This is a genomic window from Ralstonia sp. AU12-08 (assembly GCF_000442475.1).
GTDB lineage: Bacteria > Pseudomonadota > Gammaproteobacteria > Burkholderiales > Burkholderiaceae > Ralstonia > Ralstonia insidiosa.
On the sequence record NZ_ASZV01000035.1, the window covers coordinates 23,032 to 47,661 of the forward strand.

At 64.2% G+C, this 24,630-nt stretch carries 21 protein-coding genes and 1 pseudogene; 2 read left to right on the forward strand and 20 right to left on the reverse strand.

Going from position 1 to position 24,630, the window contains the following annotated elements; translation table 11 throughout:
* Positions 1-15: 15 nt before the first annotated feature.
* The 7 genes from C404_RS48275 to C404_RS48305 form a co-directional block, all read right to left on the reverse strand.
* Entirely contained in the window at positions 16-438 is a 423-nt protein-coding gene (locus C404_RS48275; RefSeq protein WP_021195996.1) for a CopD family protein, read from the reverse strand.
* A 78-nt stretch (positions 439-516) separates the two neighbouring features.
* Positions 517-1,797 (reverse strand): glutamate-5-semialdehyde dehydrogenase, encoded by a 1,281-nt coding sequence (locus tag C404_RS48280; protein WP_031329704.1) that lies wholly within the window; start codon positions 1,795-1,797, stop codon positions 517-519.
* A gap of 70 nt (positions 1,798-1,867) precedes the next feature.
* On the reverse strand, positions 1,868-2,944 hold the full coding sequence (gene holA / locus C404_RS48285; RefSeq protein WP_021195998.1) for a DNA polymerase III subunit delta: 1,077 nt from the start codon (positions 2,942-2,944) through the stop codon (positions 1,868-1,870).
* 17 nt (positions 2,945-2,961) lie between these two features.
* On the reverse strand, positions 2,962-3,486 hold the full coding sequence (locus C404_RS48290; RefSeq protein WP_021195999.1) for an LPS-assembly lipoprotein LptE: 525 nt from the start codon (positions 3,484-3,486) through the stop codon (positions 2,962-2,964).
* A gap of 36 nt (positions 3,487-3,522) precedes the next feature.
* Positions 3,523-6,156: a leucine--tRNA ligase gene (leuS, locus tag C404_RS48295; protein WP_021196000.1), complete on the reverse strand. Its 2,634-nt coding sequence runs from the start codon at positions 6,154-6,156 to the stop codon at positions 3,523-3,525.
* Positions 6,157-6,338: 182 nt separating this feature from the next.
* A complete protein-coding gene (gene dapB, locus C404_RS48300; protein ID WP_021196001.1) occupies positions 6,339-7,130 on the reverse strand; it encodes a 4-hydroxy-tetrahydrodipicolinate reductase in 792 nt (263 codons plus the stop codon).
* Positions 7,131-7,251: 121 nt separating this feature from the next.
* A complete protein-coding gene (locus C404_RS48305) occupies positions 7,252-7,911 on the reverse strand; it encodes an outer membrane protein assembly factor BamE (RefSeq protein ID WP_021196002.1) in 660 nt (219 codons plus the stop codon).
* A gap of 163 nt (positions 7,912-8,074) precedes the next feature.
* Here C404_RS48305 and fur point away from each other — a divergent pair, with 163 nt between their 5' ends.
* A complete protein-coding gene (gene fur, locus C404_RS48310; protein WP_021196003.1) occupies positions 8,075-8,506 on the forward strand; it encodes a ferric iron uptake transcriptional regulator in 432 nt (143 codons plus the stop codon).
* An 82-nt stretch (positions 8,507-8,588) separates the two neighbouring features.
* On the opposite strand, the gene C404_RS48315 is transcribed toward fur, so the two are convergent.
* The 13 genes and pseudogenes from C404_RS48315 to C404_RS48375 all read right to left on the reverse strand — a co-directional run bounded on the left by C404_RS48315 (position 8,589) and on the right by C404_RS48375 (position 23,484).
* The gene (locus C404_RS48315; RefSeq protein WP_021196004.1) at positions 8,589-9,623 is read right to left on the reverse strand and encodes a LysR family transcriptional regulator; all 1,035 of its coding nucleotides are present in this window, start codon (positions 9,621-9,623) and stop codon (positions 8,589-8,591) included.
* Positions 9,624-9,944: 321 nt separating this feature from the next.
* Positions 9,945-10,943: a type I glyceraldehyde-3-phosphate dehydrogenase gene (gap, locus tag C404_RS48320; protein ID WP_021196005.1), complete on the reverse strand. Its 999-nt coding sequence runs from the start codon at positions 10,941-10,943 to the stop codon at positions 9,945-9,947.
* Between the two features lie 77 nt (positions 10,944-11,020).
* Complete coding sequence (gene tkt / locus C404_RS48325) at positions 11,021-13,036, reverse strand: transketolase (RefSeq protein WP_031329706.1); 2,016 nt, start codon at positions 13,034-13,036, stop codon at positions 11,021-11,023.
* A 122-nt stretch (positions 13,037-13,158) separates the two neighbouring features.
* On the reverse strand, positions 13,159-14,307 hold the full coding sequence (gene dgoD, locus C404_RS48330; RefSeq protein WP_021196007.1) for a galactonate dehydratase: 1,149 nt from the start codon (positions 14,305-14,307) through the stop codon (positions 13,159-13,161).
* Positions 14,304-14,939 (reverse strand): 2-dehydro-3-deoxy-6-phosphogalactonate aldolase, encoded by a 636-nt coding sequence (locus C404_RS48335; protein WP_021196008.1) that lies wholly within the window; start codon positions 14,937-14,939, stop codon positions 14,304-14,306. Before C404_RS48335 ends, dgoD begins: the two co-directional genes overlap by 4 nt.
* A 3-nt stretch (positions 14,940-14,942) precedes the next feature.
* On the reverse strand, positions 14,943-15,740 hold the full coding sequence (locus tag C404_RS48340) for an SDR family oxidoreductase (RefSeq protein WP_031329707.1): 798 nt from the start codon (positions 15,738-15,740) through the stop codon (positions 14,943-14,945).
* The gene (locus C404_RS48345) at positions 15,737-16,615 is read right to left on the reverse strand and encodes an aldose 1-epimerase (RefSeq protein ID WP_235180659.1); all 879 of its coding nucleotides are present in this window, start codon (positions 16,613-16,615) and stop codon (positions 15,737-15,739) included. The genes C404_RS48340 and C404_RS48345 overlap by 4 nt, the downstream gene beginning before the upstream one ends.
* Entirely contained in the window at positions 16,602-17,513 is a 912-nt protein-coding gene (locus tag C404_RS48350; protein ID WP_021196011.1) for an SMP-30/gluconolactonase/LRE family protein, read from the reverse strand. Before C404_RS48350 ends, C404_RS48345 begins: the two co-directional genes overlap by 14 nt.
* The gene (gene araH, locus C404_RS48355; RefSeq protein ID WP_031329710.1) at positions 17,510-18,520 is read right to left on the reverse strand and encodes an L-arabinose ABC transporter permease AraH; all 1,011 of its coding nucleotides are present in this window, start codon (positions 18,518-18,520) and stop codon (positions 17,510-17,512) included. The genes C404_RS48350 and araH overlap by 4 nt, the downstream gene beginning before the upstream one ends.
* 17 nt (positions 18,521-18,537) lie before the next feature.
* Positions 18,538-20,058: pseudogene (araG, locus tag C404_RS48360) on the reverse strand (L-arabinose ABC transporter ATP-binding protein AraG).
* A gap of 202 nt (positions 20,059-20,260) precedes the next feature.
* Positions 20,261-21,256 (reverse strand): arabinose ABC transporter substrate-binding protein, encoded by a 996-nt coding sequence (locus C404_RS48365; RefSeq protein ID WP_021196015.1) that lies wholly within the window; start codon positions 21,254-21,256, stop codon positions 20,261-20,263.
* A 110-nt stretch (positions 21,257-21,366) separates the two neighbouring features.
* On the reverse strand, positions 21,367-22,386 hold the full coding sequence (locus tag C404_RS48370; RefSeq protein ID WP_021196016.1) for a 2-dehydro-3-deoxygalactonokinase: 1,020 nt from the start codon (positions 22,384-22,386) through the stop codon (positions 21,367-21,369).
* A gap of 33 nt (positions 22,387-22,419) precedes the next feature.
* Complete coding sequence (locus tag C404_RS48375) at positions 22,420-23,484, reverse strand: porin (RefSeq protein WP_031329711.1); 1,065 nt, start codon at positions 23,482-23,484, stop codon at positions 22,420-22,422.
* 175 nt (positions 23,485-23,659) lie between these two features.
* Here C404_RS48375 and gcvA point away from each other — a divergent pair, with 175 nt between their 5' ends.
* Positions 23,660-24,586, forward strand: coding sequence for a transcriptional regulator GcvA (gcvA, locus tag C404_RS48380; protein WP_021196018.1), 927 nt, complete (start codon positions 23,660-23,662; stop codon positions 24,584-24,586).
* The last annotated feature ends 44 nt before the right edge of the window (positions 24,587-24,630 follow it).

A 24,630-nucleotide genomic window follows, 5' to 3' on the forward strand; every position in this document is an offset into this window, starting at 1 on the left:
AGAAAACCAAGAAAATCAGAACGGCTTCACGACCACCAGGATCGTGATCGCCAACAACAACAGCACCGGCAGTTCATTGAACCAGCGGTAGAAGGTGTGCGAGCGCTTGTTGGCACCCGCCTCGAATTTGCGCAGCAGCACGCCGCAGCCATGGTGGTAACCGATCGTCACCAGCACGAGTGCAAGCTTGGCGTGCATCCAGCCATTGGGCGGCGTCAGGCCGATGCGGTAGCCGAAGAGCAGCCACAAGCCCAGCAGGATCGCGATGATCGCCAGCATGGTGGTGAAGCGGAACAGCTTGCGCGCCATGATCAGCAGGCGCGTGATGGCCGCGCGCTCGGTTTCCATCGCCAGGTTGACGAAGATGCGCGGCAGGTAGAACAAGCCGGCAAACCACGATGCGACAAAGACGATGTGAAAGGCTTTGACCCAGAGCATGCGAAAAGTCCCGTGAATCCCGTGAAAAAGCGATCGGTGAAAACATCGCGCGCCGCTCGTGGCGGCGCGCAGTAGGCATCAGGTGCGAATCTCGCCGTGCCCGAACACGACGTACTTGAGCGAGGTCAGCCCCTCCAGCCCGACCGGCCCACGCGCGTGCAGCTTGTCGTTGGAGATGCCGATCTCGGCGCCCAGACCGTACTCGAAACCGTCGGCAAAGCGCGTGGACGCATTGATCATCACGCTGGCCGAATCGACTTCGCGCAGGAAGCGCATGCTGGTCGAATAGTTCTCGGTGATGATCGAATCGGTGTGCGCCGAGCCGTAGGTGTTGATGTGTTCGATGGCGGCGTCCAGGCCGTCCACCGTGCGGATCGACAAGATCGGCGCGAGGTATTCGGTGTGCCAGTCGGCTTCGACGGCGTCTTTCAGGTTGCCGAAGCCAGCGGCTTCCAGCGTGGCGCGCGTGGCCGGGCAGACGCGCAGTTCGACGCCCTTGTCCTGATAGATCTTCACCAGCGGCGGCAGCGCACGCGCGGCGACGTCACGCGATACGAGCAGCGTTTCCATCGTGTTGCACGGCGCATAGCGTTGCGTCTTGGCGTTGTCGCACACGCGCACGGCCTTTTCGATATCGGCATCGACGTCGATGTAGACGTGGCAGATGCCGTCCAGGTGCTTGATCATCGGCACGCGCGCTTCTTCCATCAGGCGCGCGATCAGGCTCTTGCCGCCGCGCGGCACGATCACGTCGACGTACTCCGTCATGGTGATGAGCTTGCCGACGGCCGCGCGATCGGTGGTGGCAATCACCTGCACAGCATTGGCTGGCAGGCCGGCATCGGCCAGGCCCTCTTCGATCAATGTCGCGAGCGCACCATTCGATTCAATGGCTTCCGAGCCGCCGCGCAGAATGGTCGCGTTACCTGATTTGATGCACAGCGCCGCAGCATCCACCGTCACGTTCGGACGCGACTCATAGATGATGCCGATCACGCCCAGCGGCACACGCATCTGGCCGACCTGGATGCCGGTCGGGCGGAACTTCATGTTGCTGATCTCGCCGATCGGGTCTGCCAGCGCGGCAATCTGCTCCAGGCCAGCAGCCATGGTGTCGATGGCGCGGTCAGTGAGCGTGAGGCGGTCGATGAAGGCGGCGTCCTGGCCATTGGCACGGGCGCGCTCGACGTCACGGGCGTTGATCTCTTTGAGCTTGGCGGCATCGCGGCGGATGGCACCGGCGATGTGCAGCAGCGCGCGGTTCTTCTGCGCGGTGCCGGCGCGGGCCATGCCTCGCGAGGCGGCGCGCGCCTGACGGCCGACCAGGGCCATGTATTCGTTCACGTCGAGCTGCTTCATGATGATCGCGGCCGGCCGATGCGCCGGCGAATTCAATGAGAGGACTATTCGGTGTTGGTGCGGGTGCGTATCAGGCCGGCACCGGGAGACTGCCAGGCCGCGCGATGCGCATTGCCAGCTGCAGCAAGCCATCCCACGGCTCAGCCGGTAGCGATGGCTCTCGCAAGCCCTTGACCTGCCGGTCCAGCTTGGCCGCCATGGCGAGCGCGCCTTCCAGTTCACGCTGCGACAGCCGCTGCGCCGCCTGCGGCACCAGCCGCTCGCGTGCGCCCCATACCCGCAGCTCACGCAGCATCGACGCCGCTGGCTTGCCTTGGGCCATGCCCGAGGCGATTTTTGATAATACGCGAATTTCTTCGGTCAACGTCCAGAGCACCAGCACCGTGGCCTCGCCCTCGCCGCGCAGGCCTTCGAGCATGCGCACGAGGCGCGGCACATCGCCGGCCAGCATGGCTTCAGACAGCTTGAACACGTCATAGCGCGCCACATTGAGCACCGCATCGTGCACATCGTCGAACGTCAGCACGCCCGGCGGATGCAGCAAAGCAAGCTTCTGGATTTCCTGGTGCGCCGCCAGCAGGTTGCCTTCCACGCGGTCCGCAATGAACTGCAGGGCGCGCCGGCCAGGCTCGCCAGGTTCCACGCGTTGTTGCTGGCGCGCGAGACGCTCGCCGATCCAGCCGGGCAGCTTGGTGCGGTCCACCGAATCGACCTTGATCGATACACCCGCGCCTTCCAGCGCCGCGAACCACGCCGATTTGGCCGTCGCAAAATCCAGGCGCGGCAGCGTGATCAGGGTGATCGTGTCAGTCGCCGGGCCAGAAGGTGTACCCGCAGCCAGTGCGCGCAGGGCCTCCCCGCCGTCCTTGCCGGGCTTGCCGGAAGGAATGCGCAGCTCGACGATCTTACGATCACCGAACAGCGACATTGAGTGCTGCGCCTCGGTCACGCGCGACCACGAAAAGCCGCGTTCGACGCTCATCACATCACGCTCGGTGAAACCCTGGGCGCGCGCGGCATGGCGCAGTGCGTCAACGGCTTCCAGCACAAGCAGGTGCTCGTCACCGTGCACCACATACAGCGGCGCCAAGCCCTTGGTACCGGCCTGCTTGAGGTGTCCTTCGAGCGCGTCGAGCCGCAGTTGCATGACCTGGTGCGCGCCGCTTACGACGGCAGCTTCACGGCGCCCAGTCGCCGCACGAGCTGGTTGATCGTGTCGCCCTGCATGTCGCGGTAGAGCGCGGCTTCTTCGTAGTCCTTGGCCAGCACCTGCGTCTCGTTGTACGACAGGTCGCGGAACTGCGTAATCTCCGACGGCGGAATCAGCAGGTTGTCTTTCGCATCGCGCAGCTGGAAGCGGAAGCGATACGTGATGCGGTACTCGCGCACCACGCCCTGCGGCGTGAGCGACGAGATAGTCTTCACGCGGTCTTCGGCCAGTACATCGAGCAGCGCATCGGCGTCTTTCTTGTCCGACACGATAACGGTGTCGGAGCCGTTGTCGATCAACCGGCGCAGCTGTGCGCGCATCTGCGAGTTCTGCGGCAGGCTGATGTACAGCCGCTTGAAGGCGAAGTCGGTATTCCCGCGGATATGGAAGCCGCAAGCAGACAGCGCCGGCAGCGCAACCGCCAGGGCAATGACAGCGCGACCAAATCGACGGCGGGACAAACTGCGGGACAACGACATAACCATGCGTTCCTTGAGTGGGATGGCGAGCAACGCTCAGGCCACCACGTTCACCAGACGGCCGGGCACCACGATGATCTTCTTGGGCGGCTTGCCTTCAGCAAATTTTTGGACCGCTTCATCCTTGGCAGCAATCGCCTCGATGGCAGCACGGTCGGCATCGGCCGGCACCACGATGCTGCCACGCACCTTGCCGTTGACCTGCAGCACGAGCTCGATCTCGCTCTGCACCAGCGCGCTTTCGTCGACCTGCGGCCACGGGGCGTCGAGCAGGTCGCCGTAGACGCCGGCGTAGCCCAGTTCCGCCCACAGCACGTGCGTGATGTGGGGCACCACCGGGTACAGCACACGCAGCAGAATGCCGAGGCCTTCGCGGCGCGCATCGGCACCGGCGTCCTTGGCGCCTTCCAGCGCGTTGAGCATCTTCATCGTCGCCGAGACAACCGTGTTGTACTGCAGACGCTCGTAATCGTAGTTGGCTTGCTTGAGCACGGTGTACAACTCGCGGCGCAGCGCGCGGTCGGCATCCGTTGTGCCAGCGACGACACCATTGCCGTGGCCCGCGCGGATGGCATCGCCATGTGCCACACCGAAGTTCCACAGGCGGCGCAGGAAGCGCGAGGCGCCCTCCACACCCGCATCGTTCCACTCGAGCTGCTGCTCGGGCGGCGCGGCGAACATCGTGAACAGGCGCGCGGTGTCGGCACCGTACTGGTCGATCAGAGCTTGCGGATCGATGCCGTTGTTCTTCGACTTCGACATCTTCTCCACACCGCCGATCACCACCGGCTGACCGTCGGCCTTGAGCGTGGCACCGACCGGGCGGCCACGTTCGTCAGTCTGCACGTCGACATCCGCCGGGTTGATCCACTGCTTCTTGCCCGATGCGTCTTCGCGGTAATACGTCTCGTTGAGCACCATGCCCTGCGTGAGCAGGTTGGTGAACGGCTCGTCGAACTTGACCAGGCCCAGGTCACGCATGACCTTGGTCCAGAAGCGCGCGTACAGCAGGTGCAGGATCGCGTGCTCGATGCCGCCGATGTACTGGTCCATCGGCATCCAGTAATCGTTGCGGGCGTCGACCATCGTTTCGCCGTCCGGGCACGTGTAGCGCATGTAGTACCAGCACGAATCGATGAAGGTATCCATCGTGTCGGTCTCGCGGCGCGCGGGCTTGCCGCACGACGGGCACGTGCATTCCAGGAAGCGCGGGTCCTTGGCGAGCGGGTTGCCCGTGCCATCGGGCACGAGGTCTTCGGGCAGGCGCACCGGCAGGTCTTGCTCGGGCACCGGCACAACGCCGCAGCTGTCGCAATGGATCAGCGGGATCGGCGTGCCCCAGTAGCGCTGGCGGCTGATCCCCCAGTCGCGCAGGCGCCAGGTGGTCTTCTTCTCGCCGAGGTCCTTGGCGGCCAAGTCAGCGGCCACGGCATCGACGGCTTGCTTGTAGTTCAGGCCGTCGTACTTGCCGCTGTTGACCAGTACGCCATGTTCCTTGTCGCCATACCACTCAGCCCAGGTTGTCGTGTCGTAGGGCTGACCCTTCACGTCAACAACTTGCTTGATCGGCAGGCCGTACTTGTTGGCGAAGGCGAAGTCGCGTTCGTCGTGCGCGGGCACGCCCATCACGGCGCCGTCGCCGTAGGTCATCAGCACATAGTTGCCGACCCACACCGGCACGGATTCGCCCGTGATCGGGTGCGTGACGGTCAGGCCGGTCGGCATGCCCTTCTTTTCCATGGTCGCCATGTCGGCTTCCATGACGCTGCCGTGCTTGCATTCGTCGATGAACGCGGCGAGTGCGGGGTTGGTCTGCGCGGCGTGCGTGGCGATCGGGTGCTCGGCGGCCACGGCACAGAAGGTGACACCCATGATGGTGTCGGCGCGCGTGGTGAAGACGTACAGCTTGCCGTCGTTGATCACCTTGCCGTCATCACCGGGGATGCTGTGCGGGAACGCAAAGCGCACGCCCTCGCTCTTGCCGATCCAGTTCTGCTGCATGAGCTTGACGCGCTCGGGCCAGCCTAGCGGGTTCAGGTCGGACAGCAGCTCCTCCGCATACTCGGTGATGCGCAGGTAGTACATCGGGATCTCGCGCTTTTCCACCACCGCGCCCGAGCGCCAGCCGCGCCCGTCGATCACCTGCTCGTTGGCAAGCACGGTCTGGTCGACCGGGTCCCAGTTGACGGTGCCGGTCTTGCGGTAGGCGATGCCCTTTTCGAGCATCTTCAGGAACAGCCACTGGTTCCAACGGTAGTAGTCGGGGTTGCAGGTGGCAACCTCGCGCGACCAGTCGATCGCCAGGCCCATCGACTGCATCTGCTTCTTCATGTAAGCGATGTTGTCGTAGGTCCAGGCGGCCGGTGCCACGCCGTTGTTAAGCGCTGCGTTCTCCGCCGGCATGCCGAAGGCGTCCCAGCCCATCGGCATCAGCACGTTGTACCCCTTCATGCGCAGCTGACGCGTCATCACGTCATTGATCGTGTAGTTGCGCACGTGGCCCATGTGCAGCTTGCCAGACGGATACGGCAGCATCGAGCAGGCATAGAACTTGGGCTTGTCCGAGCCATCAGCAGCGCGCGCGTGTTCGGTCACGCGGTAGGCATCATTGGCCTGCCAGTGTTGCTGGGCCTGCTGTTCGACGTCGGACGGGGAGTATTTGTCTTGCATGGTGATGGGTCGCCCAGATGCCAAGGCGATTGAGCCTCGCGTGACGCGCGGCCAGAGTGAATGACGAGGATTGCCAACAAAGGCCCGATTATACCGTCGCCACCCACCCCATCCGGGCGATGGCGACGTTGCAAAAAAGGCGCCGGACAGGCCTGCCGACGCCTTTTCGTGCCCGCCTGAATTTACAGGCCGAGCACGTCGTTCATGTCGTACAGGCCCTTCTTGCCGGCCAGGTACACCGCCGCGCGCACAGCGCCCTCGGCGTACGACTGGCGCGTGTTGGAGCGGTGCGTGATCTCGATGCGCTCGCCCTCGCCGGCAAACAACACGGTGTGGTCGCCCACGATGTCGCCACCACGGACCGTGGCAAAGCCGATGGTGCCGAGCTCGCGCGGGCCGGTCTCGCCTTCGCGTGCATAGACGGCACGGTCGGCCAGCTTGGTGCCTTGCGCCTCGGCCACGATCTCGCCCAGCTTGAGTGCCGTGCCCGACGGCGCATCGACCTTGTGCTTGTGGTGCGCCTCGATGATCTCGACGTCGTAGCCTTGCGCCAGGATCTTGGCGGCCAACTCGATCAGCTTGAAGGTCGCATTCACGCCCACGCTCATGTTGGGCGACCAGACCACGCCGATCGACTCGCCGTAGGTCTTGAAGCCGGCTTTCTGCTCGGCCGTGAAGCCGGTGGTGCCGATCACCACGCCCGTGCCCAACTCACGCGCAATGTTCAAATGATTGAGCGTCGCATCCGGGCGCGTGAAGTCGATCAGCACGTCAGCTTGCGACAGCCCTGCGCGCACGTCATCAGTCACGATCACGCCCGTGGTCTTGCCCAGCTTGGCACCCGCATCCTGGCCTACAGCTTCGCTGCCGGGACGGTCCAGTGCCGCAGCCAGCGTCGCACCCGGCGTGCGCAGTACGGTGTCGATCAGCATCTGGCCCATGCGGCCCGAGGCGCCTGCAATCGCGATTTTCATGTCAGTCAGCGCGGAAAAGTGCGAAAAAAGAAAATGGTCTGTACAACGGACAAGCGGCGGAACCAGTCCGCCGCTCGCTTGAAGATGGGTTGCCGGTTTGGCGAATCCGCCCTTCAGGGCATCACTGCGGCTGGGTGGCCGGCGGCGGAACGGCGGCGTCAGTGCCACCACCACCGGTGCGGCGCTCCGGTAGCGTCATATCCACGGTGTTTTTGGCACCGGTGGTCGACTGCACACGGTCGCTCACTTCAGCCGACGGGATTGACGGCGCACGTGCTGCCGGCGCGGCACCCGCAGCGGCGGCGGCCTCAGCGGCCTCCTTCTTCGGGCGCTTGATGCCGTCGATCTCGGCAATCAGCTCGGTCTCGGACGGCAGATCATCCGCGCCCACCCACTTGGCCAGACGATCGCTGTCAAACCACAGCGTCAGCTTGCGTTCCTGCACAACGTTCGTATTGCCGCGCTTGAACGAGAAGACGTAGTCCCAGCGGTTGGCATGGAACATGTCAGTCAGCAGCGGCGTGCCGAGCACGAAGCGCACTTGGTCACGCGTCATGCCTTCCTTGAGCTGCGCGGCCTGTTCGCGCGAGACGAAGTTGCCCTGCACGATATCGATGCGATACGGCGTGATGGCATTGGCGATCTTGCGCGTGGTGCTGTCGTAGGTCCCGCATCCGGCCAGCAGCGCCGATGCGGCGAGCATGGCGCCCAGTACGAGGCCGCCGCGACGGGCAGCGATGGTGGCAAAACGAACAGGACTGCGCGCAACGGAAAAGGTCATGAGCGATCGGCCTTGAAACGGTCCCGGGGCGGGCCCGGTGCGTGAGGGATGGCGACGGCCCAGGCACATCCCATATGCCTGTCCAGCCTGTCCAATAGGACTTTTGCCGCCAAAACCCTTATGATTGAAATATCTGAACATTGTACTCTAGGGAGCCAGGCGCATGCCGAGTCCTGCAGACCTCAAGAACATCGGTCTGAAAGCCACGGTGCCGCGGTTGAAGATCCTCGAGATCTTTCAGACCAGCGAAGAGCGCCATATGAGCGCTGAAGACGTGTACCGCATCCTGCTCGCCGAGCACATGGATATTGGCCTGGCCACGGTCTACCGTGTGCTGACCCAATTCGAGCAGGCCGGGCTGCTGTCACGCAACAACTTCGAGTCCGGCAAGGCCATCTACGAGCTCAACGAGGGCAAGCATCACGATCACCTCGTGTGCCTCGACTGCGGCCGTGTGGAAGAATTCTTTGACGCCGAGATCGAGCAGCGCCAGCAGAGCATTGCCCGTGCGCGCGGCTTTGCGCTGCAGGAGCACGCACTATCGCTCTATGGCAACTGCACGAAAGAGCCCTGCCCACATCGCCCCAAACGCTGATTCACGCTAAGGCGCCGCCCACAAAAGAGAACGGCCGCATCGTCTGCGGCCGTTTTTCATTGGGGGTAAAGCACAGCGTGCGTCAGACGGACAGCCGCGCCTCACCCTCCTTTTCTGCATCACCCTTGCCGCTCTTGCCCGACGCATCCGCCTGCAGCGGCGAGTGCGCGGGCGCGCCCAATGCCTGACCGGTGTACTCGGCCACCACCTGCTTGAAGAGGTGACGCGCCCACACCAGCATCGGATGCGTGTTGCGGCTGCGGTGCCACAGCATATTCAGGCCCAGCACGGTTTCAAGCTCGGACGGCAGCGGGAAGGCATTCAGGTTGTACGCATCGCACACCAGATCCTTCATCAGCGAATTGACCGTGAAGATCATGTCGGTCTGGCTCGCCACCTCAGCCTGGGTGCGCCAGCCGTGCACGGTCATGGTGGAGTGGCGCTTCAGGCCGCGCTGCTGCAGTGCGTAGTCCAGCGGAATGAGCGACGGTGCAACGCGGTTGCCGGGGCTGCCCTGCGCGATGAAGATGTGCTCGCACTCGAGGTACTGCTCGAGCGTGCAACGCTCAGCGAGGATCGGGTGGTCCTTGCGTGCGCAGACCCACATGTTGAACGAGGTGACGACCTCTTCCATGATCTCCGGATGCCGCGTGGGGAACGGCGAGAACGCCAGGTCCAACTCGTTGGCGCGCATGGCGGCGACGTCGGCTTCCCACGAGGACGATTCGGTCAGGCGCACCTGCAGGCCCGGTGCCAGGCGCTTGAGGCGCAGCAGGAAGCGGTCGAACAACGCATCGCCCAGCGTACCGGCAAAGCTGATGTTGAACGCACCGGTGGCCTCTGCGGGATCGAACGTAGCGATATCGCCTTCGTTGATGGCCGCCCAAAGATCAAGCATCTCGCGCACCTTGGGGCCGAGCTCAAGCGCCTTGGGCGTTGGCGTCAGGCCGTGCGGGACGCGAATAAAGAGAGGATCGTCGAAGATCTCGCGCAGACGGCCCAGCGAATGCGACACCGCAGGCGCGGTCATGTGCATCTTTTCAGCCACGTACGTGGCGTTCCGCTTGCTGAGCAGCTCGACAAAAATCACCAACAGCTTGGTATCGACGTTGACCATGGGACGCCTAGGCTCAGACACGTTGGAAAACTGAAATGGCAAACGTTGCAGGAGCAACGGCCAGATGGGGCGCAAATCGCCGCCACATCACAATGTAGTATTTGTTCAGTGTACGGAACACGTCCCAATTTTCAAAGCAAATTCCGGCGGCCCGCACCCTAAATTTGCTTCTACGCAAACGTTTTCGTTTCGCTCTATAACAAAGGCGGCATGACAGGCGCGAAGGCTCATCATGCCGCCTTTGCATGAAGCGCCAGTCAGATTAACTGGCCTGCATCATGAACACGTCAGTGGCACGTTTCCTATGCCACAAAGTGCGGATTACTTGGCGACCACACGCGCCATTTCCAGGCACTTGTTCGAGTAACCCCACTCGTTGTCGTACCAGCTCACCACCTTGATGAAGGTGCCGTCCAGCGCGATACCGGCTTCAGCGTCGAAGATCGAGGTGCGAGCATCACCACGGAAGTCGGTCGCAACGACCTTGTCTTCCGTGTAACCCAGCACGCCCTTGAGCGCGCCTTGGCTCTGTGCCTTCATTTCGGCGCAGATTTCAGCGTACGTGGCAGCGCTTTCCAGCTCGACGGTCAGGTCGACCACCGACACGTCGGAGGTCGGCACGCGGAACGACATGCCGGTCAGCTTCTTGTTCAGCTGCGGGATCACCACGCCCACGGCCTTGGCAGCGCCAGTGCTCGACGGGATGATGTTTTCCAGGATGCCGCGGCCGCCGCGCCAGTCCTTGTTGGACGGGCCGTCCACGGTCTTCTGCGTGGCGGTGGCTGCGTGCACGGTGGTCATCAGGCCGCGCTTGATGCCCCACTTGTCGTTCAGCACCTTGGCAACCGGTGCCAGGCAGTTGGTCGTGCAGGAGGCGTTCGAGATGATCGCTTCGCCCTTGTACGACTCGTGGTTCACGCCGAACACGAACATCGGGGTGTCGTCCTTCGACGGAGCCGACATGATCACCTTCTTGGCGCCCGCGTCGATATGCTTCTGTGCGCCTTCCTTGGTCAGGAAGATGCCGGTCGACTCGATCACCACGTCGGCACCAACCTCGCCCCACTTCAGCTCGGACGGGTCCTTCACGGCGGTCAGGCGGATCTTCTTGCCGTTGACGACGAGCGTGTTGCCGTCGACCGAGACTTCGCCGTCGAAGCGGCCGTGCACCGAGTCGTACTTGAGCATGTACGCCAGGTAGTCGGGCTCGAGCAGGTCGTTGATGGCAACGACTTCGATGTCCTTGAAGTTGGCGGCGGCGGCGCGGAACACCATGCGTCCGATGCGGCCGAAGCCGTTGATGCCGATCTTGATGGTCATGGTCAGTCTCCTGATAGCAGAAATGAAATCGATGATGGCAACGCGGCACCTCGTGGGTGCCGCATGCGCAAATTCAGTTAAGCAATGACGCTCTTGGCAGTGTTCACCACGTTCTCGACGGTGAAGCCGAAGTGCTTGAACAGCACGCCTGCCGGGGCCGACTCACCGAACGTGTCGATGCCGACCACAGCCTGCACCTGGTACTTCCACCAGAAGTCCGTCACGCCGGCTTCCACGGCAATGCGCGGCACGCCATGCGGGAGCACGCTGGCCTTGTAGGCCGAGTCCTGCTTGTCGAACACGGTGGTCGCCGGTACCGACACCACGCGGGCGTGAATGCCTTCGACGGCGAGTTGATCTGCGGCACCGACGGCCAGGCCGACTTCCGAACCGGTGGCGATGATGACCACGTCCGGCTTGCCGTTGGCCGCATCGCGCAACACGTAGCCGCCGCGTGCGATGGCTTCGCGGGTGGCCGGGTTACGGGCCTGGAACGGCAGGTTCTGGCGGCTGAAGATCAGGCAGCTCGGGCCGTTCTGGCGCTCAATGGCGGCGGCCCATGCAACGGCGGTTTCGGTGGTGTCGGCCGGGCGCCAGACATCCATGTTCGGGATCAGGCGCAGGCTGGCAACGTGCTCGATCGACTGGTGCGTCGGGCCGTCTTCGCCCAGGCCGATGGAGTCGTGCGTGAAGACGAAGATCGAGCGGATCTTCATCAGCGCGGCCATGCGCAGGGCGTTGCGGCTGTAGTCGGAGAACGTCAGGAACGTGCCGCCGTACGGAATGTAGCCGCCGTGCAGCGCGATGCCGTTCATGATGGCGCTCATGCCGAACTCGCGCACGCCGTAGTTGATGTGGTTGCCCCAGGCATCCACGCGCACGGCCTTGCTGCCGCTCCAGTTGGTCAGGTTCGAGCCGGTCAGGTCGGCCGAGCCGCCCAGCAGTTCGCCCAGCACCGGACCGTAGGCTTCCAGCGTGTTTTGGCTGGCCTTGCGGGTGGCGATGGTTTCAGCCTTCAGTTCGCACTTTTCCACGAACTCGGCGACGGCCTTTTCGAAGCTGGCCGGCAGTTCACCGCGCATGCGGCGCTCGAATTGCTCGGCTTCGGCCGGGTGGCGCTCGGAGTAGGCATCGAACAGCGCGTTCCAGGCCTTTTCCAGCGCTTGGCCCTGGCCCTTGGCATCCCAGGCGTCGTACACGGCTTGCGGGACTTCGAACGGGGCGTGCGGCCAAGCCAGCGCTTCGCGCGCGGCAGCGATTTCCACGCCGCCCAGCGGGGCGCCGTGCACATCGTGACCGCCTTCCTTGTTGGGCGCGCCCTTGCCGATCACGGTGCGGCAGCAGATCAGCGTCGGCTTGTTCGACTTCTTGGCTTCGGCGATGGCAGCGTCCACAGCGTCCACATTGTGGCCGTCCACGGCGCGGATCACGTTCCAGCCGTAGGCTTCGAAACGCTTGGGTGTGTCGTCGTTGAACCAGTGGACGACCTCGCCGTCGATCGAGATGCCGTTGTCATCCCACAGCGCGATCAGCTTGTTCAGGGCCAGCGTGCCGGCCAGCGAGCAGGCTTCGTGGCTGATGCCTTCCATCAGGCAGCCGTCGCCCAGGAAGACGTAGGTGTGGTGGTTGACGATGTCAAAGCCGGGGCGGTTGAACTCCTGGCCCAGCAGGCGCTCGGCCAGTGCCATGCCGACGGCGTTGGTGATGCCTTGCCCGAGCGGGCCAGTCGTCGTCTCAACACCCGGGGTAATGCCGTATTCCGGGTGGCCGGCGGTCTTGCTGTGCAGCTGGCGGAAGTTCTTCAGTTCCGACATCGGCAGGTCGTAGCCGGTCAGGTGCAGCAGCGCGTAGATCAGCATCGAGCCGTGGCCGTTGGACAGCACGAAGCGGTCGCGGTCCGGCCAGCGCGGGTTCAGCGGGTTGTGGCGCAGGTGGCGGCTCCACAGTGCCACGGCGATGTCCGCCATGCCCATCGGCGCGCCGGGGTGGCCGGAATTGGCTTGCTGGACGGCGTCCATGGCAAGCACGCGGATGGCGTTGGCCATCAACTGGGTGGGCTGGGTGGTATTCGAGTGGAGTGCGGGAGCGGTCATGCGAACCTGCGGGCAGAAGGCGGGAAAACCGCGATTTTACCAGACGGGGATGCCCCCGCTGGGTCGGTTTTCGATGGCTGCAACCGGCTGCAGCCACCCCTGCCCCTCCTTCCGCGCCCGGCTTACCACTCCGCGACGGAACCGTCGGCGTGGCGCCACACCGGGTTGCGCCAGTCCGGAGCCTCCTTGCTGCGCTCGATGACCAGCGCTTCGTCAATATCCACGCCCAGCCCGGGCAGGCGCGGCGGGCGGATATAGCCACCTTCCAGCGCAAAGTCGGCCTTGTTGCGCACGTAATCGAGCAGCTCGGCGCCCTTGTTGTAGTGGATGCCCATGCTCTGCTCCTGCAACGTGGCGTTCCAGCTGACGAAGTCGATGTGCAGGCAGGCGGCCAGCGCGATCGGCCCAAGCGGGCAATGCGGCGCCAGCGCCACATCATAGGCCTCGGCCATCCCGGCGATCTTCAGGCATTCGGTGATGCCGCCTGCGTGCGACAGGTCCGGCTGCAGGATCGACACCCCGCCCGCCTCCAGCACACGCTTGAAGTCGAAGCGCGAGAACATGCGCTCGCCAGCGGCGATCGGCAGGTGCGTGTGGGCGGCCAGGCGGGCGTAGCTCTCAGCCTGCTCGGCCAACACGGGTTCTTCAATGAAGAGCGGGCGATAGAGCTCCAGCTCCTTGATGAGCACCTTGGCCATCGGCGCAGAAACACGGCCGTGGAAATCGAGCCCGAACTCAACCGTGTTGCCAAAGGCGGAGCGAATCTCCGCCACCTTTGCCACCGCTGCATCCACCGCGCGGGCCGTGTCGATGATGCCCATCTCCTCGCAGCCGTTGAGCTTAAAGTGGTCGAAGCCGCCGGCCTGCAGCGCCTTCATGCCGGCAATCACGTCGGAAGGACGATCACCGCCGACCCAGCTGTAGGTACGCATCTTGTCGCGCACCAGGCCGCCGAGCAGCTCGTACACCGGCACGCCCAGCACCTTGCCTTTGATGTCCCACAGCGCTTGGTCAATACCAGCGATGGCGCTCATCAGGATCGGCCCGCCGCGGTAGAAGCCGGCGCGATACATGGTCTGCCAGAGGTCGTTGATGCGGCTCGGGTCTTGGCCGATGAGGTAGTCGGACAGTTCATGCACCGCCGCTTCCACCGTGCGCGCACGGCCTTCGATGACGGGCTCGCCCCAGCCGGTGACGCCCTCGTCGGTTTCGACTTTCAGGAACATCCAGCGCGGAGGCAGGCGATACGTGGTCAGGCGAGTGATTTTCATGGGTGGATCGTTCGGTCGGATTGGACAGTGCGATATGCGGTGACGAAGGCGCGTGCGCGCTCGGCGGTGCGTTCGACGGGCTGGCCGGGGCGGTACAAGTCGGAGCCAAGACCCGCGCCGATGCACCCGGCAGCAAGGTAGTCGGCCAGGTTCTCCGGCGTGATGCCGCCGACGGCAAACACGGGCACTTCAGGCGGCAGCACGGCCTTGAGCGCGCGCACGTAGCCGGGGCCAAGACTTCCAGCCGGGAAAATCTTCAGCGCTTCGGCTCCTGCATCGAGTGCGGCGAAGGCTTCAGTGGCGGTCATGCAGCCGATGCAGGTGACGAGCTTGCGCGCGGCGGCGGCGCGGATGACATCCGCATTCGTATTCGGCGTGACAACCAACTTGCCGCCCGCAGCAACCATCAGTTCAACATCGGCCGGCTTCAGCACGGTGCCGGCGCCAATCAACGCGCGATCGCCAAAGGCACGCGCGGCCAGCTGCACGCTTTGCGCCCAATCGGGCGAGTTCAGCGGAATTTCGATGGCATCAAAGCCGGCGTCGACCAGCGCTTGCGTGTGCGCCAATACCTCGTCGGGTCGGATGCCGCGCAGGATGGCAATCAGCGGTAGATGAGCGGTCCAAGTCATGCGTTACTCGTGATAAAGCTGCGAGCGGCCGCCATCGATCAGGATGTCGGTCGCGTTGATGAAGCGGGCCTCGTCGGAGGCGAGGAACAGCGCGGTGTAGGCCACCTCTTCCGGCTCGCCGATGCGCTTGCACGGCAACAGCTCGGCCTGGCGACGGCGTTCGGCTTCGGGGTCGGGCGCGGCGGCAAAACCGGCTTCGGCAATCGGCGTGAGGATCAGCCCCGGTGAGATCGAATTCACCCGAATCCCACGCGCTGCATATTCAATGCCGAGTGCGCGCGTGAGCCCGATCAGCCCGTGCTTGGCCACCGGATACGGAAATGCGCCCGGAATGATCTTGCGCCCATGCACCGACGCAATGTTGACGATGCTGCCCGCCCCGCGCGCCAGCATGTGCGGCAACACGGCACGCGCGCAGTGCCATGCCCCCTCCAGGTCGACCGACAGACAGCGTGCCCAGTCGTCTTCGCTCAGCTTGAGCGGATCGGAGAACACGTTGATGCCCGCGTTGTTGACCAGCACGTCGATACCGCCGAAGCGCTCGACGCCCGCCGCGACCATCGCGTCAATCTGATCGCGGTGGCGCACGTCGGCTTGCACGAGGAGGATGTTGTCGTCGTTGCCAATGGACTTGGCGAAGGCTTCAGCGCGCTCATCGCGCACCAGCGCGTTGACGATCACGCGGGCGCCGTGCTGCGCGAACAGCTTGGCGATTGCGCCACCAATGCCCTGCGTGGCGCCGGTCACCAAGGCGACCTTGCCAGCGAGGCGCGGCGGGAAAGACGTGGGAGGAGTCGTCATGCGTCAGATCGATGCACGGTGAATTGGTAGCCGCGCTGCAGGCTCTGGCCGGTACCGAGAATGGTCAGGCCGTGGTCTTGCGGCTGGCCCGGCAGGTTGTGCGCGTTGATGGTGTGGTCAACGGGTTCAAAGCAGAAGAAGTCGTATTGGGCCGGGGTGTACAGCACATAGCGCGAGGTGGTGGCGCTCACCCGCACCGACAAGCGGCGACTTGGCCACACGATGTCGGCAGCGCCATCCCAGCCTTCGAAGCTGTGGTCGATGGTGTGGCCGGGCTCCAGTTGTCGGGGCTTGCGGAAGTCCGCATGCGGCGGCGGTGCCTGCAACACCGTTGGCAAATGGTCAGGCGCGGCTTGCCACATACCGGTGGCGCTCGCGTGCAAGCGCACGTCTGGCGTACGCGGGAAGAACGGGTGCACACCCAACCCGAACGGCAGCGGCGCACCCTCGTTGCGCACCGTCAGCGACATCTGCAGGGTGTTGCCTGCCAACGTGTAACGTTGCAGCGCGAGGTAGCGGAACGGTGCGCCGTGGTCGACCATGGCCGCCAGCTCGACAAACGTCTCGCCCTTCGCCACCTGGTGCCACGGCATCAGCCAGCCGTGGCCGTGCAGTGGATAGGTTTCGTCGTCGCGCGTGAGGGGCACCTCGATGGTCCGGCCCTCAAAGATGAAACACCCGCCGCCAATGCGGTTGGACCATGGCACCAGCGGGTAACACGCCAACGCCTTGGGCTCGCGCAATGCCTCGTCAAGCTGGGCCGGGCGGAAAACAGGCACGACCTCATTCGCACGCAGCAGATCAAAGCGCAGCAGACCACCGCCCGACTCGGGCAGCACGTCGGCGCGCAGCACACCGTTCTCAAGCCGTAACATGGGCATGGCCGAAACGGGCCTCCGGTAGTCCGCGCACGTTGGGCACGGTCAGTTGAAATACCGCGCCGGCATTCACGTCTTCAGCCAAACGGCGCGCCGACAAACCCTCGCGGGCGCTGGTGACATACAGCGTGTCCAATGCGGCGCCACCGAACGCCGGACACGAAGGCTGCGACGCCGGTACCGCCACATGCACCAGCACACGCCCATCCGGTGCATAGCGCGTGAGGCGGTTGCCGCCCCATTCCGCATTCCACAGGCAGCCCTCGGCATCGACAGTGGAGCCGTCGGGTGAGCCCTTGTGGCCCACGCCGTCATCCGCGTCACGTAAGTCGGCAAAGACACGGACGTGGCCAACCGCGCCGGTCTGGCCGTCGTAGTCGCAGGCGTGGATACGGCGGCTGTGCGTGTCGCACCAGTACATCGTCGTGCCGTCGGGGCTGAAGGCGATGCTGTTGGCGACCGTGATGTTGGGCAAGGCCAGGCGTTGCAGCACACCCAGCGGCGTGAAGCGGTAGAAGCGACCGACGGGCTCCGGGCCACGTTCGTGCATGGTGCCGAAGACATAGTTGCCGCAGCGGTCTGCACGGCCGTCATTGACGCGCGTGCCTGCAACATCGGGCTCCACTGGTGCGAGCAATGTCAGCGTGCTGGTTCGCGTGTCGAAGCGCGCAACGTTCTTCGCAAGCCCGAGGATCAACACACCGGGTTCGTCCGTCAGCACGAACGAGCCCACGCGCTGCGGCAGCGGCCATTGGCGCTCCTGCCCCGTCGCCGGATCGTGTTGCCACAGCAGGGATTCCTGGATATCAGTCCACCACAGCACACGCAGGGCGTCATCCCAGACGATGCCTTCGCCCAGCGTGCAGCGCAGATCGGAAAGCGTGGTCGCGTTCATCGTTCCGCCCCTCCGCGATTCTTCAACTGATCGACCAGCACCGCTGCCAACAGAATGCCGCCGCGCACGAGGTACTGATAGAACGCGTCGATGTTCAGCAGGTTCATCGCGTTCTGCACGGTGCCCATGATGAGCACGCCGACCAGCACCCCGCTGATGCTCGCGCGGCCGCCCATCAACGACACACCGCCCAGCACGCACGCGGAGATCACGTTCAGCTCGAAGCCCTGCGCCGCGTTTGGCTGGCCGCTGGTGATGCGCGCCGCCAGAATCACGCCCGCCAGCGCGGCAATCACACCCTGGATCAGGAAGATAACGACGCGCGTCATGTTGACGTTCACACCCGCCAGCCGTGCCGCTTCCGGGTTGCCGCCGATGGCCAGCGTATTGCGCCCATACACCGTCTTGTTGAGCAGCACGCCAAAGACGACAAAGCACAGCGCCGCCACCCACACCGGCGCCGGCACGCCCAGGATGATGGTGTTGCCGAGATCGAAGAACGCCATCTCCGATACGCCCACCGCCTGCCCATGCGAGGCGATGAAGGCGAGGCCGCGCACGATCTCCATCGTGGCCAGCGTGGTGATCAGCGCGTTGATCTTCAGCTTGGCGATCACGAAGCCGTTGACGCCGCCGATGATCGCGCCCGCCACCAGACTCCCGCCGATACCCAGCGCGATGCTGCCGGTGGCGTTGATGATCATCGCGCAGAGCACGCCAGCAAACGCCACCGTCGAACCAATCGACAAGTCAAAGTCGCGCGAGGCGAGGCAGAACATCATCGTGCAGGCCACCATGCCGATCTGCGAGACGGAGAGCGCAAGGCCCACCATGTTCTGCCACGAGAAGAAGTACTCGACCGAGAACGACAGCGCGGCAAACAGAATGGCGAAGATCAGCGGCAAGCTGAAATCGTCCAGCAGGCGGAGCAGGCGCGTCTTGTTCATAGAGGAATGGGCCGACGCAGCCAGGGCGTCGCCATGTTGCAAACGTTGAGACTGGGACATCTTGGACTCCGGGGTTCTCATGCAGCCAGCGACGGCGACGGTGCGGATTCAGGACGTAGGGCGACCTTGAGCACGGCTTGCTCATTGGCCTGCTCGCGCGGCAGTTCGCCGGCGATGCGGCCTTCGCTCATCACCAGCACGCGGTCGGCCACGCCAAGGATCTACGGTAGCTCGCTGGAAATCATCAGCACGGCCACGCCACGCTCGGCCAGCTCGTACAGCACCTGGTAAATCTCGTTCTTGGCACCGACGTCGATACCGCGCGTGGGCTCGTCGATGATGAGGACGCGCATGTCGTCTTCCGCCAGCCAGCGCGCCAGGATGGCCTTCTGCTGGTTGCCGCCGGACAGCAGGCGGATCGGCTGTTCGCGATTGGGCGTCTTGATGCGCAGGCGGGCGATGTAGTGATCCGCCGTCTTCGCTTCCTGCTTGTCGTTGACGAACAAACCGAAGCGCCGCTGGTTGCGCCGGCAACTGATGTTGATGTTCTCCGACACCGAGCGGCAACCGATGATGCCCTCTTCCTTACGGTCTTCCGGGCACAGCACGATGCCCTGGCGGATGGCGTCGGCCACATCGCGGATGCGGATCGGCGCGCCGTCCAGCGCGATGCTGCCGGCCGTTTTGCGATCGGCACCGTAGATGAGGCGCGCCAACTCCGAGCGCCCCGCACCTACCAGTCCGAACAGCCCGACGATCTCGCCACGCCGCACGGACAGGCTTGCCGGTTCTGCCAGCTTCGGGCCCATCAGGCCCTCCACCTGCAGGCGTACCTGACCCAGCGTGCGCGGGCGGTAATCAAAGATGTCGTCGATCTGGCGGCCGACCATCTGGGCGACGAGTTCGTCGCGCGTAACGTTGGCCATCGACGGGAAATCCGCCACCTTGCGGCCATCGCGGAAGATCGTGCAGCCGTCGCACAGCTCGAAAATCTCATCCAGCCGGTGCGAGATGTAGATCAGCGCCCGCCCCTGCGCACGCAGGTCTTTCACCAGGCGGAACAGGATGTCGGTCTCGCGGATCGACAGCGAACTCGTCGGCTCATCCAGCGCAATCACCCGCGCATCGCGCAAGATCGCCTTGCAGATCTCCACCATCTGGCGCTGGCCGATCGACAGGTGCTTCAGCTTGGCGCGCGGGTCCAGATCGACGCCGATGCGGCCGAGCTGTTCACGCGTCCACGCCATCGCCTCGCGCTGGCGGATAAACCCGCCGCTGGCCGGCAGGTGGCCGAGCAGCAGGTTGTCCATCACCGTCAGCTCGGGCACCGTCTGCAGTTCCTGATGGATGACCGCAATGCCGGCATCGAGCGCCGCCCGCGTGGTGGGGAACGCGGTCGGTTTGCCCTCGACGACGATCTGCCCACCATCCGGCTGATAGTCGCCGCCGAGGATCTTCAACAGCGTCGACTTGCCCGCGCCATTCTCGCCCAGCAAGCCGTGCACGCGGCCGCATGCGATGCCGAACGACACATCGGACAGCGCCCGCACGCCCGGAAACACCTTGCTGATGCCACGAAACTCAAGGAACGCCGACATGGCGAGTCTCCTTCGCTACCGTCTTCATTTGTCCCACCGCTGGTACTTTGCGTCCCATCACCGGGTCTTTTTGTCTTGAAGCTGGCTCCTTGAGAGCCACTACCCGGGTCTTTCTGTCCTGAAGCTGGCTCTTTGAGTGCCACTACCCGGGGCTTTCTGTCCCGCCGCTGGCTCCCGGCGTGCCGCCGTCACCCGCCGGGGCTCAAAGGCCCATTTCCTGGCGGACAGCCTTCTCGTTGTCGCGCGTCATCAGACGGCCGCTGGTGAGGATGAGCGGGTCCGGTGCCTTGTTGTTCTTGATCCAGTCGTACATGTTCAACGACGTCTCATAGCCGTGACGCTTCGGGCTGATCAGCACGGTGCCAAAGAAGCCGGTTTTCTCGGGCTTGGCGAATTCATTCATTGCCGACTGGCTGCCGCCGATGCCCACGCCGATGATGTCGGCCGGCTTCACGCCGTGGCCTTCTGCCGCACGCACCGCGCCGAGCACGGCTTCGTCATTCAGGCCGAACGCGATCCAGTGCTTGAACTTCGGGTTCTTGGTCAGCGTGATGTTGGCGGCGTTGAAGGCGGCTTCGGTGTCCGTCTTGGCCTGCGGGCTCGTCAGCACGTTGGCAGCAGGAAAGCCCACCTTGGTGAGCGCAGCCACAGCACCGTCGGTGCGTTCCTTAGCGGTCGGAAGCTGGTCGTATGCAATGCGGATGGCGCCAACGTCGGCCAGGTTCCAGCCGCGCTTCTTCATCTCCTGCGCAATCGCGTCGCCCACCTGCTCGCCAATCTTCGTGGCCGAGATGCCCATGTGCGGTACGGCGTCGATCGGCTTGCCGCTGCCGTCGACCAGACGGTCATCCACCGTCATCAGCTTCAGGTTGTTCTGTTTGGCCTTGGCCACCACCGCCGGCCCGAGCTTCACGTCCGGCACGCAGATCACAAAACCCTGCGCGTGCTGGGCGCCGAGGTTGTCGATGGCGGTCAGCACCTCGCCGCCACTGGGCACACCGATCTTCACCAGCTTGAAGCCCTTCTCCTTGGCGGCTTGGTCGGCGAATTTCCATTCGTCCTGGAACCAGGGCTCTTCGGGCTGCTTGACCAGGAAGCCGATCTTCACGTCCTCCGCCGCGTGGGCCAACCCACCAGCGATGGCGAACAGCGTAGCGGCCGCGATGGCCTTGAAGGTAACGCGTCGTTGTTGGTTCATCTTGTCTCCTTTCGGCGCCGTCTTGGCGGCACCTGTTTTGCTGTGGATAACCACTGTGGACAACTGCTGTGGATAACCGTTGTGGATAAATCGGCCAGGCCGCGCCAGCGCTAGGCTCGCGCCACCTTCAACGTCTTCACCAAACCGCGCTCGCGGGCGATGGCAATCGCGCCGCTGCCGGCCAGGTGTTCCTGCTGTTCACTGCTGGTGACGGTGACCTTGCCCGAGAAGAAATCGTCGTCCGACACCAGCACGGCCAGCGCTTCGCGCAGCAGCGGCTTGCCGGTGATGACAAACTGCGTGCCCGGGTTCATGCGGATCGCGCTGCTGTTCTTGAGCGTGAGCAAATCCGCGCCCAGCACCGCGCCCAGCAGGAAGTTGGCCCGCGCATTGCGCTCGTAGATCGTGAACTGGCCCAGCGTGCGCACCATGAAGCAGGCGCGCCCCAGGCCGATACTGCTGGCGCTGCGCGCGCCGGCCAGCAGCATCTCCGGATCGACCTCACTGGCGAAGTCGGAATCCACCGAATCCGCCAGGATGGTGTTGTGCGTGATCACGTGGAGCAGCTCGCCGGCCAGCGTGGTCACGCAGCCGGTGATGCGCTGGTCGGCATCCAGATGCACGAACTTCGAGTGCGAGCCCGGCAGCACGATCACCGCCGGTTCGGTGATGGAGAGGCGCGAGACCAGGCCCATCGTCTCGACCTCCTCGCCGCGCATCATGTCCATCGACTCGATGTTGTGCAGGCCGAGGTTGTCCACCGGATTGCGTACGCCCGGCACAAACCAGATCGGCTGGGCGCACACCTCGGGGATGCTCGCCTGCACCATGCCGGCAGCCAGATCGCGCAGACCGGCCGGCGCCACCAGGTGCGGCACTTCGTGCAGGCCGACGTTGGAGGTGATCATGCCGGACGCCAGTACAAGATCGACCTGGCTGATGGCGAGGCCCGCCTTCTGCAGCGCGGCTTCAACGGTGTCCTGCACGCCGCGCTGCAGCGTCGTCTTGTTGCCGGTGATGGCGGTGTCGCGCACCCCGACCTGGCGCGCGGCCTGGCAGAGTGCAACGTCATCACGCCAAACCGTGACGCGCGTGTTGGTGGTACCGGTATCGATGGTGAGGATGTTCATGCGTGGCATTGCTTGGGAGAGTGGGCCCGGGGCTTAGAACGAGTGGACGACACCCGTATAGGCACCCAGTTGGTTCTTACCCGGCGCCGGGTTGTTGTTGGTCGCCTCCACCGAGAAGTTGGCGGTGGCGCTGTTCTGCACGGTGCCGACGCTGGCATACAGCATCGTGCGCTTCGAGAGGTTGTAGTTCGCGCCCAGCATGAACAGGTTGGCGTTGCCGCCGCCGTTGTTCACGTTGATGCGGTAAGCGGCACCGATCAGCGTCAGCGCCGGTGTGAGCTCATAGTTCACGCCCAGCCAGTAGTGGTTGGCCTTGGTGGGTGCACCGACCGGGGCATCCGGCGCGGAGAGGTTTTCGTACACGGCAAACAGCTTCGCTTTGCCGAGGGTGTACGTGCCGCCGATCGTCGCTTCCTTCGAGAAATTGAAGAGGTCGCTGAACTTGCCGTTCGCATCGCGGATCACGTCGTAGATCGCGCGCACTTCCGCCGGCCCTGCGGTGTAGACGGCAGAAACACCATCCCGACGGCTGTTCTTGAACGAACCCGGCTGTTCGCCCAGCCCGGTCTGCAGGCCAATCTGGAAGCCGCCCCAGGTCGGGCTTTGATATTCGACGATGTTGTTGGCGCCCGGCCAGTTGCGCCCACGCACCAGCGTGGCGGAGCCGATGAACTGCTGGCCGGTCGGGTCCAGGTACCAGACGTCGTTGCTGATGAAGAGGTTTTTGCCGACCGTCAACGTGCCGTAGGTCGGGCTCGACAGGCCGACGTACGAACGGCGGTTGAAGAGCGCATCGCCATTGGTCTTGCCCTGCGCAGCCCCAAAGCCCGACTCCAGACGAAAGACCGCCTGCAGGCCACCACCCAGATCCTCCTTGCCCATGAATCCGAACATGCTGGTCCCCCACTGGTTGTCCGCGGCGCGCCAGAGGCTGCCGCCGGGGGAAGTCGCCGTGGGGGCGACGTTGTTCTGGTAGTCGATGCCGCTGGCGACGCGGCCATATAGCGTGACGCTGGTTTGCGCGAGGGCTGGGGCAATCCAGCCCGCCAGCGCAAACCCGCACGCCAGCATCCCGCGAACAACGGTGGTTCGATTCATGACGTCTCCTGTGATGTTCTTGTAGTGGGGTCCGGCTGGTTCGCGTGATTGAGATCGCTGGTGCAAACCGAGTCGTAGCTCGCGCCGTCCCCAGGCGCATTTGTAGTCGGTGGCGCATAAGCGTGGCAAACTACAAATTCTTCGCGAGACGTTAAATTTTTCTTAACGAGAACGCATGGCACGGCGCCTCCCTCCCCTTAACGCATTACGCGTCTTTGAAGTCGCAGGCCGCAACCTGAGCTTTAGCCGGGCGGCCGACGAGCTGTGCGTGACCAATGCCGCGGTCAGCCACCAGATCAAGCAGCTCGAAGACCATCTGGGCAAAAAGCTGTTCATCCGCCGCAACAACCAGCTCGCGCTGACCGATGCCGGCGACAACTACCTCCCCCGCGTGCGTGATGCCCTGCGCGCGATCGAGCAAGCCACCGACCTGCTGATGGACACCGCCGACGCCCCGCTGCGCGTGGCGGTGCCGCCAACCTTCGGCGCCAAGTGGCTGGTGCCGCGTCTGTATCGCTTCTTCAACCAGCACCCGCACGTGCGCGTCGAGGTCTCCACCGCCGACGTGCAGGATCACGGCCAGTTCGATCTCTGCATCGACGACCGCCAAGTCAACGCGCCCAACCTGCGCGTCGAGTGGTTCACCTCCACGGATTTCTTCCCCGTGTCCAATGCCGCGCTGCAGACGGCAATCCGCATGCCGCAGGATTTGGCCGCGCACACGCTGCTGCACGAGCGCGGCGGGCGCCACCTCGCACATCACCCGACGTGGCAGCAATGGCTTGATGAAGTGGGCGTATGTCAGATCAACGCCACGCGCGGGCCGGCCTTCTCTGAAGCGCTGATGGCGCTGCAGGCGGCCATTGACGGCCAGGGCGTGGCGCTCGGCCAGGGCATCCTCGTCGAATACGACATCGCGGCCGGGCGCCTCGTGCGGCCGCTGGCGACGGAGGCGTCATTGCGCCTGTCGTACTACCTGATCCATCCGCATGAGGCGGTGGAACATCCGGGCTTCGCGCTGTTCCGGCAATGGCTTGCGGATGAGGTTGCACGCAGCGGCGGGCGCGCGCGCAACCAGCAGATGCCGGGCGAGGTGTTTTGATTTCTTTTTGATTGTGGCGTTGCAGGCGCTCTACACTAGTCGTC

What these genes read in the sequence shown, in the direction of transcription:
- C404_RS48275 (WP_021195996.1), bottom strand. Translation starts at nt 438, where the DNA reads ATGCTCTGGGTCAAAGCCTTTCACATCGTCTTTGTCGCATCGTGGTTT.
- C404_RS48280 (WP_031329704.1), bottom strand. Translation starts at nt 1,797, where the DNA reads ATGAAGCAGCTCGACGTGAACGAATACATGGCCCTGGTCGGCCGTCAG.
- holA (WP_021195998.1), bottom strand. Translation starts at nt 2,944, where the DNA reads ATGCAACTGCGGCTCGACGCGCTCGAAGGACACCTCAAGCAGGCCGGT.
- C404_RS48290 (WP_021195999.1), bottom strand. Translation starts at nt 3,486, where the DNA reads ATGTCGTTGTCCCGCAGTTTGTCCCGCCGTCGATTTGGTCGCGCTGTC.
- leuS (WP_021196000.1), bottom strand. Translation starts at nt 6,156, where the DNA reads ATGCAAGACAAATACTCCCCGTCCGACGTCGAACAGCAGGCCCAGCAA.
- dapB (WP_021196001.1), bottom strand. Translation starts at nt 7,130, where the DNA reads ATGAAAATCGCGATTGCAGGCGCCTCGGGCCGCATGGGCCAGATGCTG.
- C404_RS48305 (WP_021196002.1), bottom strand. Translation starts at nt 7,911, where the DNA reads ATGACCTTTTCCGTTGCGCGCAGTCCTGTTCGTTTTGCCACCATCGCT.
- fur (WP_021196003.1), top strand. Translation starts at nt 8,075, where the DNA reads ATGCCGAGTCCTGCAGACCTCAAGAACATCGGTCTGAAAGCCACGGTG.
- C404_RS48315 (WP_021196004.1), bottom strand. Translation starts at nt 9,623, where the DNA reads ATGGTCAACGTCGATACCAAGCTGTTGGTGATTTTTGTCGAGCTGCTC.
- gap (WP_021196005.1), bottom strand. Translation starts at nt 10,943, where the DNA reads ATGACCATCAAGATCGGCATCAACGGCTTCGGCCGCATCGGACGCATG.
- tkt (WP_031329706.1), bottom strand. Translation starts at nt 13,036, where the DNA reads ATGACCGCTCCCGCACTCCACTCGAATACCACCCAGCCCACCCAGTTG.
- dgoD (WP_021196007.1), bottom strand. Translation starts at nt 14,307, where the DNA reads ATGAAAATCACTCGCCTGACCACGTATCGCCTGCCTCCGCGCTGGATG.
- C404_RS48335 (WP_021196008.1), bottom strand. Translation starts at nt 14,939, where the DNA reads ATGACTTGGACCGCTCATCTACCGCTGATTGCCATCCTGCGCGGCATC.
- C404_RS48340 (WP_031329707.1), bottom strand. Translation starts at nt 15,740, where the DNA reads ATGACGACTCCTCCCACGTCTTTCCCGCCGCGCCTCGCTGGCAAGGTC.
- C404_RS48345 (WP_235180659.1), bottom strand. Translation starts at nt 16,615, where the DNA reads ATGTTACGGCTTGAGAACGGTGTGCTGCGCGCCGACGTGCTGCCCGAG.
- C404_RS48350 (WP_021196011.1), bottom strand. Translation starts at nt 17,513, where the DNA reads ATGAACGCGACCACGCTTTCCGATCTGCGCTGCACGCTGGGCGAAGGC.
- araH (WP_031329710.1), bottom strand. Translation starts at nt 18,520, where the DNA reads ATGTCCCAGTCTCAACGTTTGCAACATGGCGACGCCCTGGCTGCGTCG.
- C404_RS48365 (WP_021196015.1), bottom strand. Translation starts at nt 21,256, where the DNA reads ATGAACCAACAACGACGCGTTACCTTCAAGGCCATCGCGGCCGCTACG.
- C404_RS48370 (WP_021196016.1), bottom strand. Translation starts at nt 22,386, where the DNA reads ATGAACATCCTCACCATCGATACCGGTACCACCAACACGCGCGTCACG.
- C404_RS48375 (WP_031329711.1), bottom strand. Translation starts at nt 23,484, where the DNA reads ATGAATCGAACCACCGTTGTTCGCGGGATGCTGGCGTGCGGGTTTGCG.
- gcvA (WP_021196018.1), top strand. Translation starts at nt 23,660, where the DNA reads ATGGCACGGCGCCTCCCTCCCCTTAACGCATTACGCGTCTTTGAAGTC.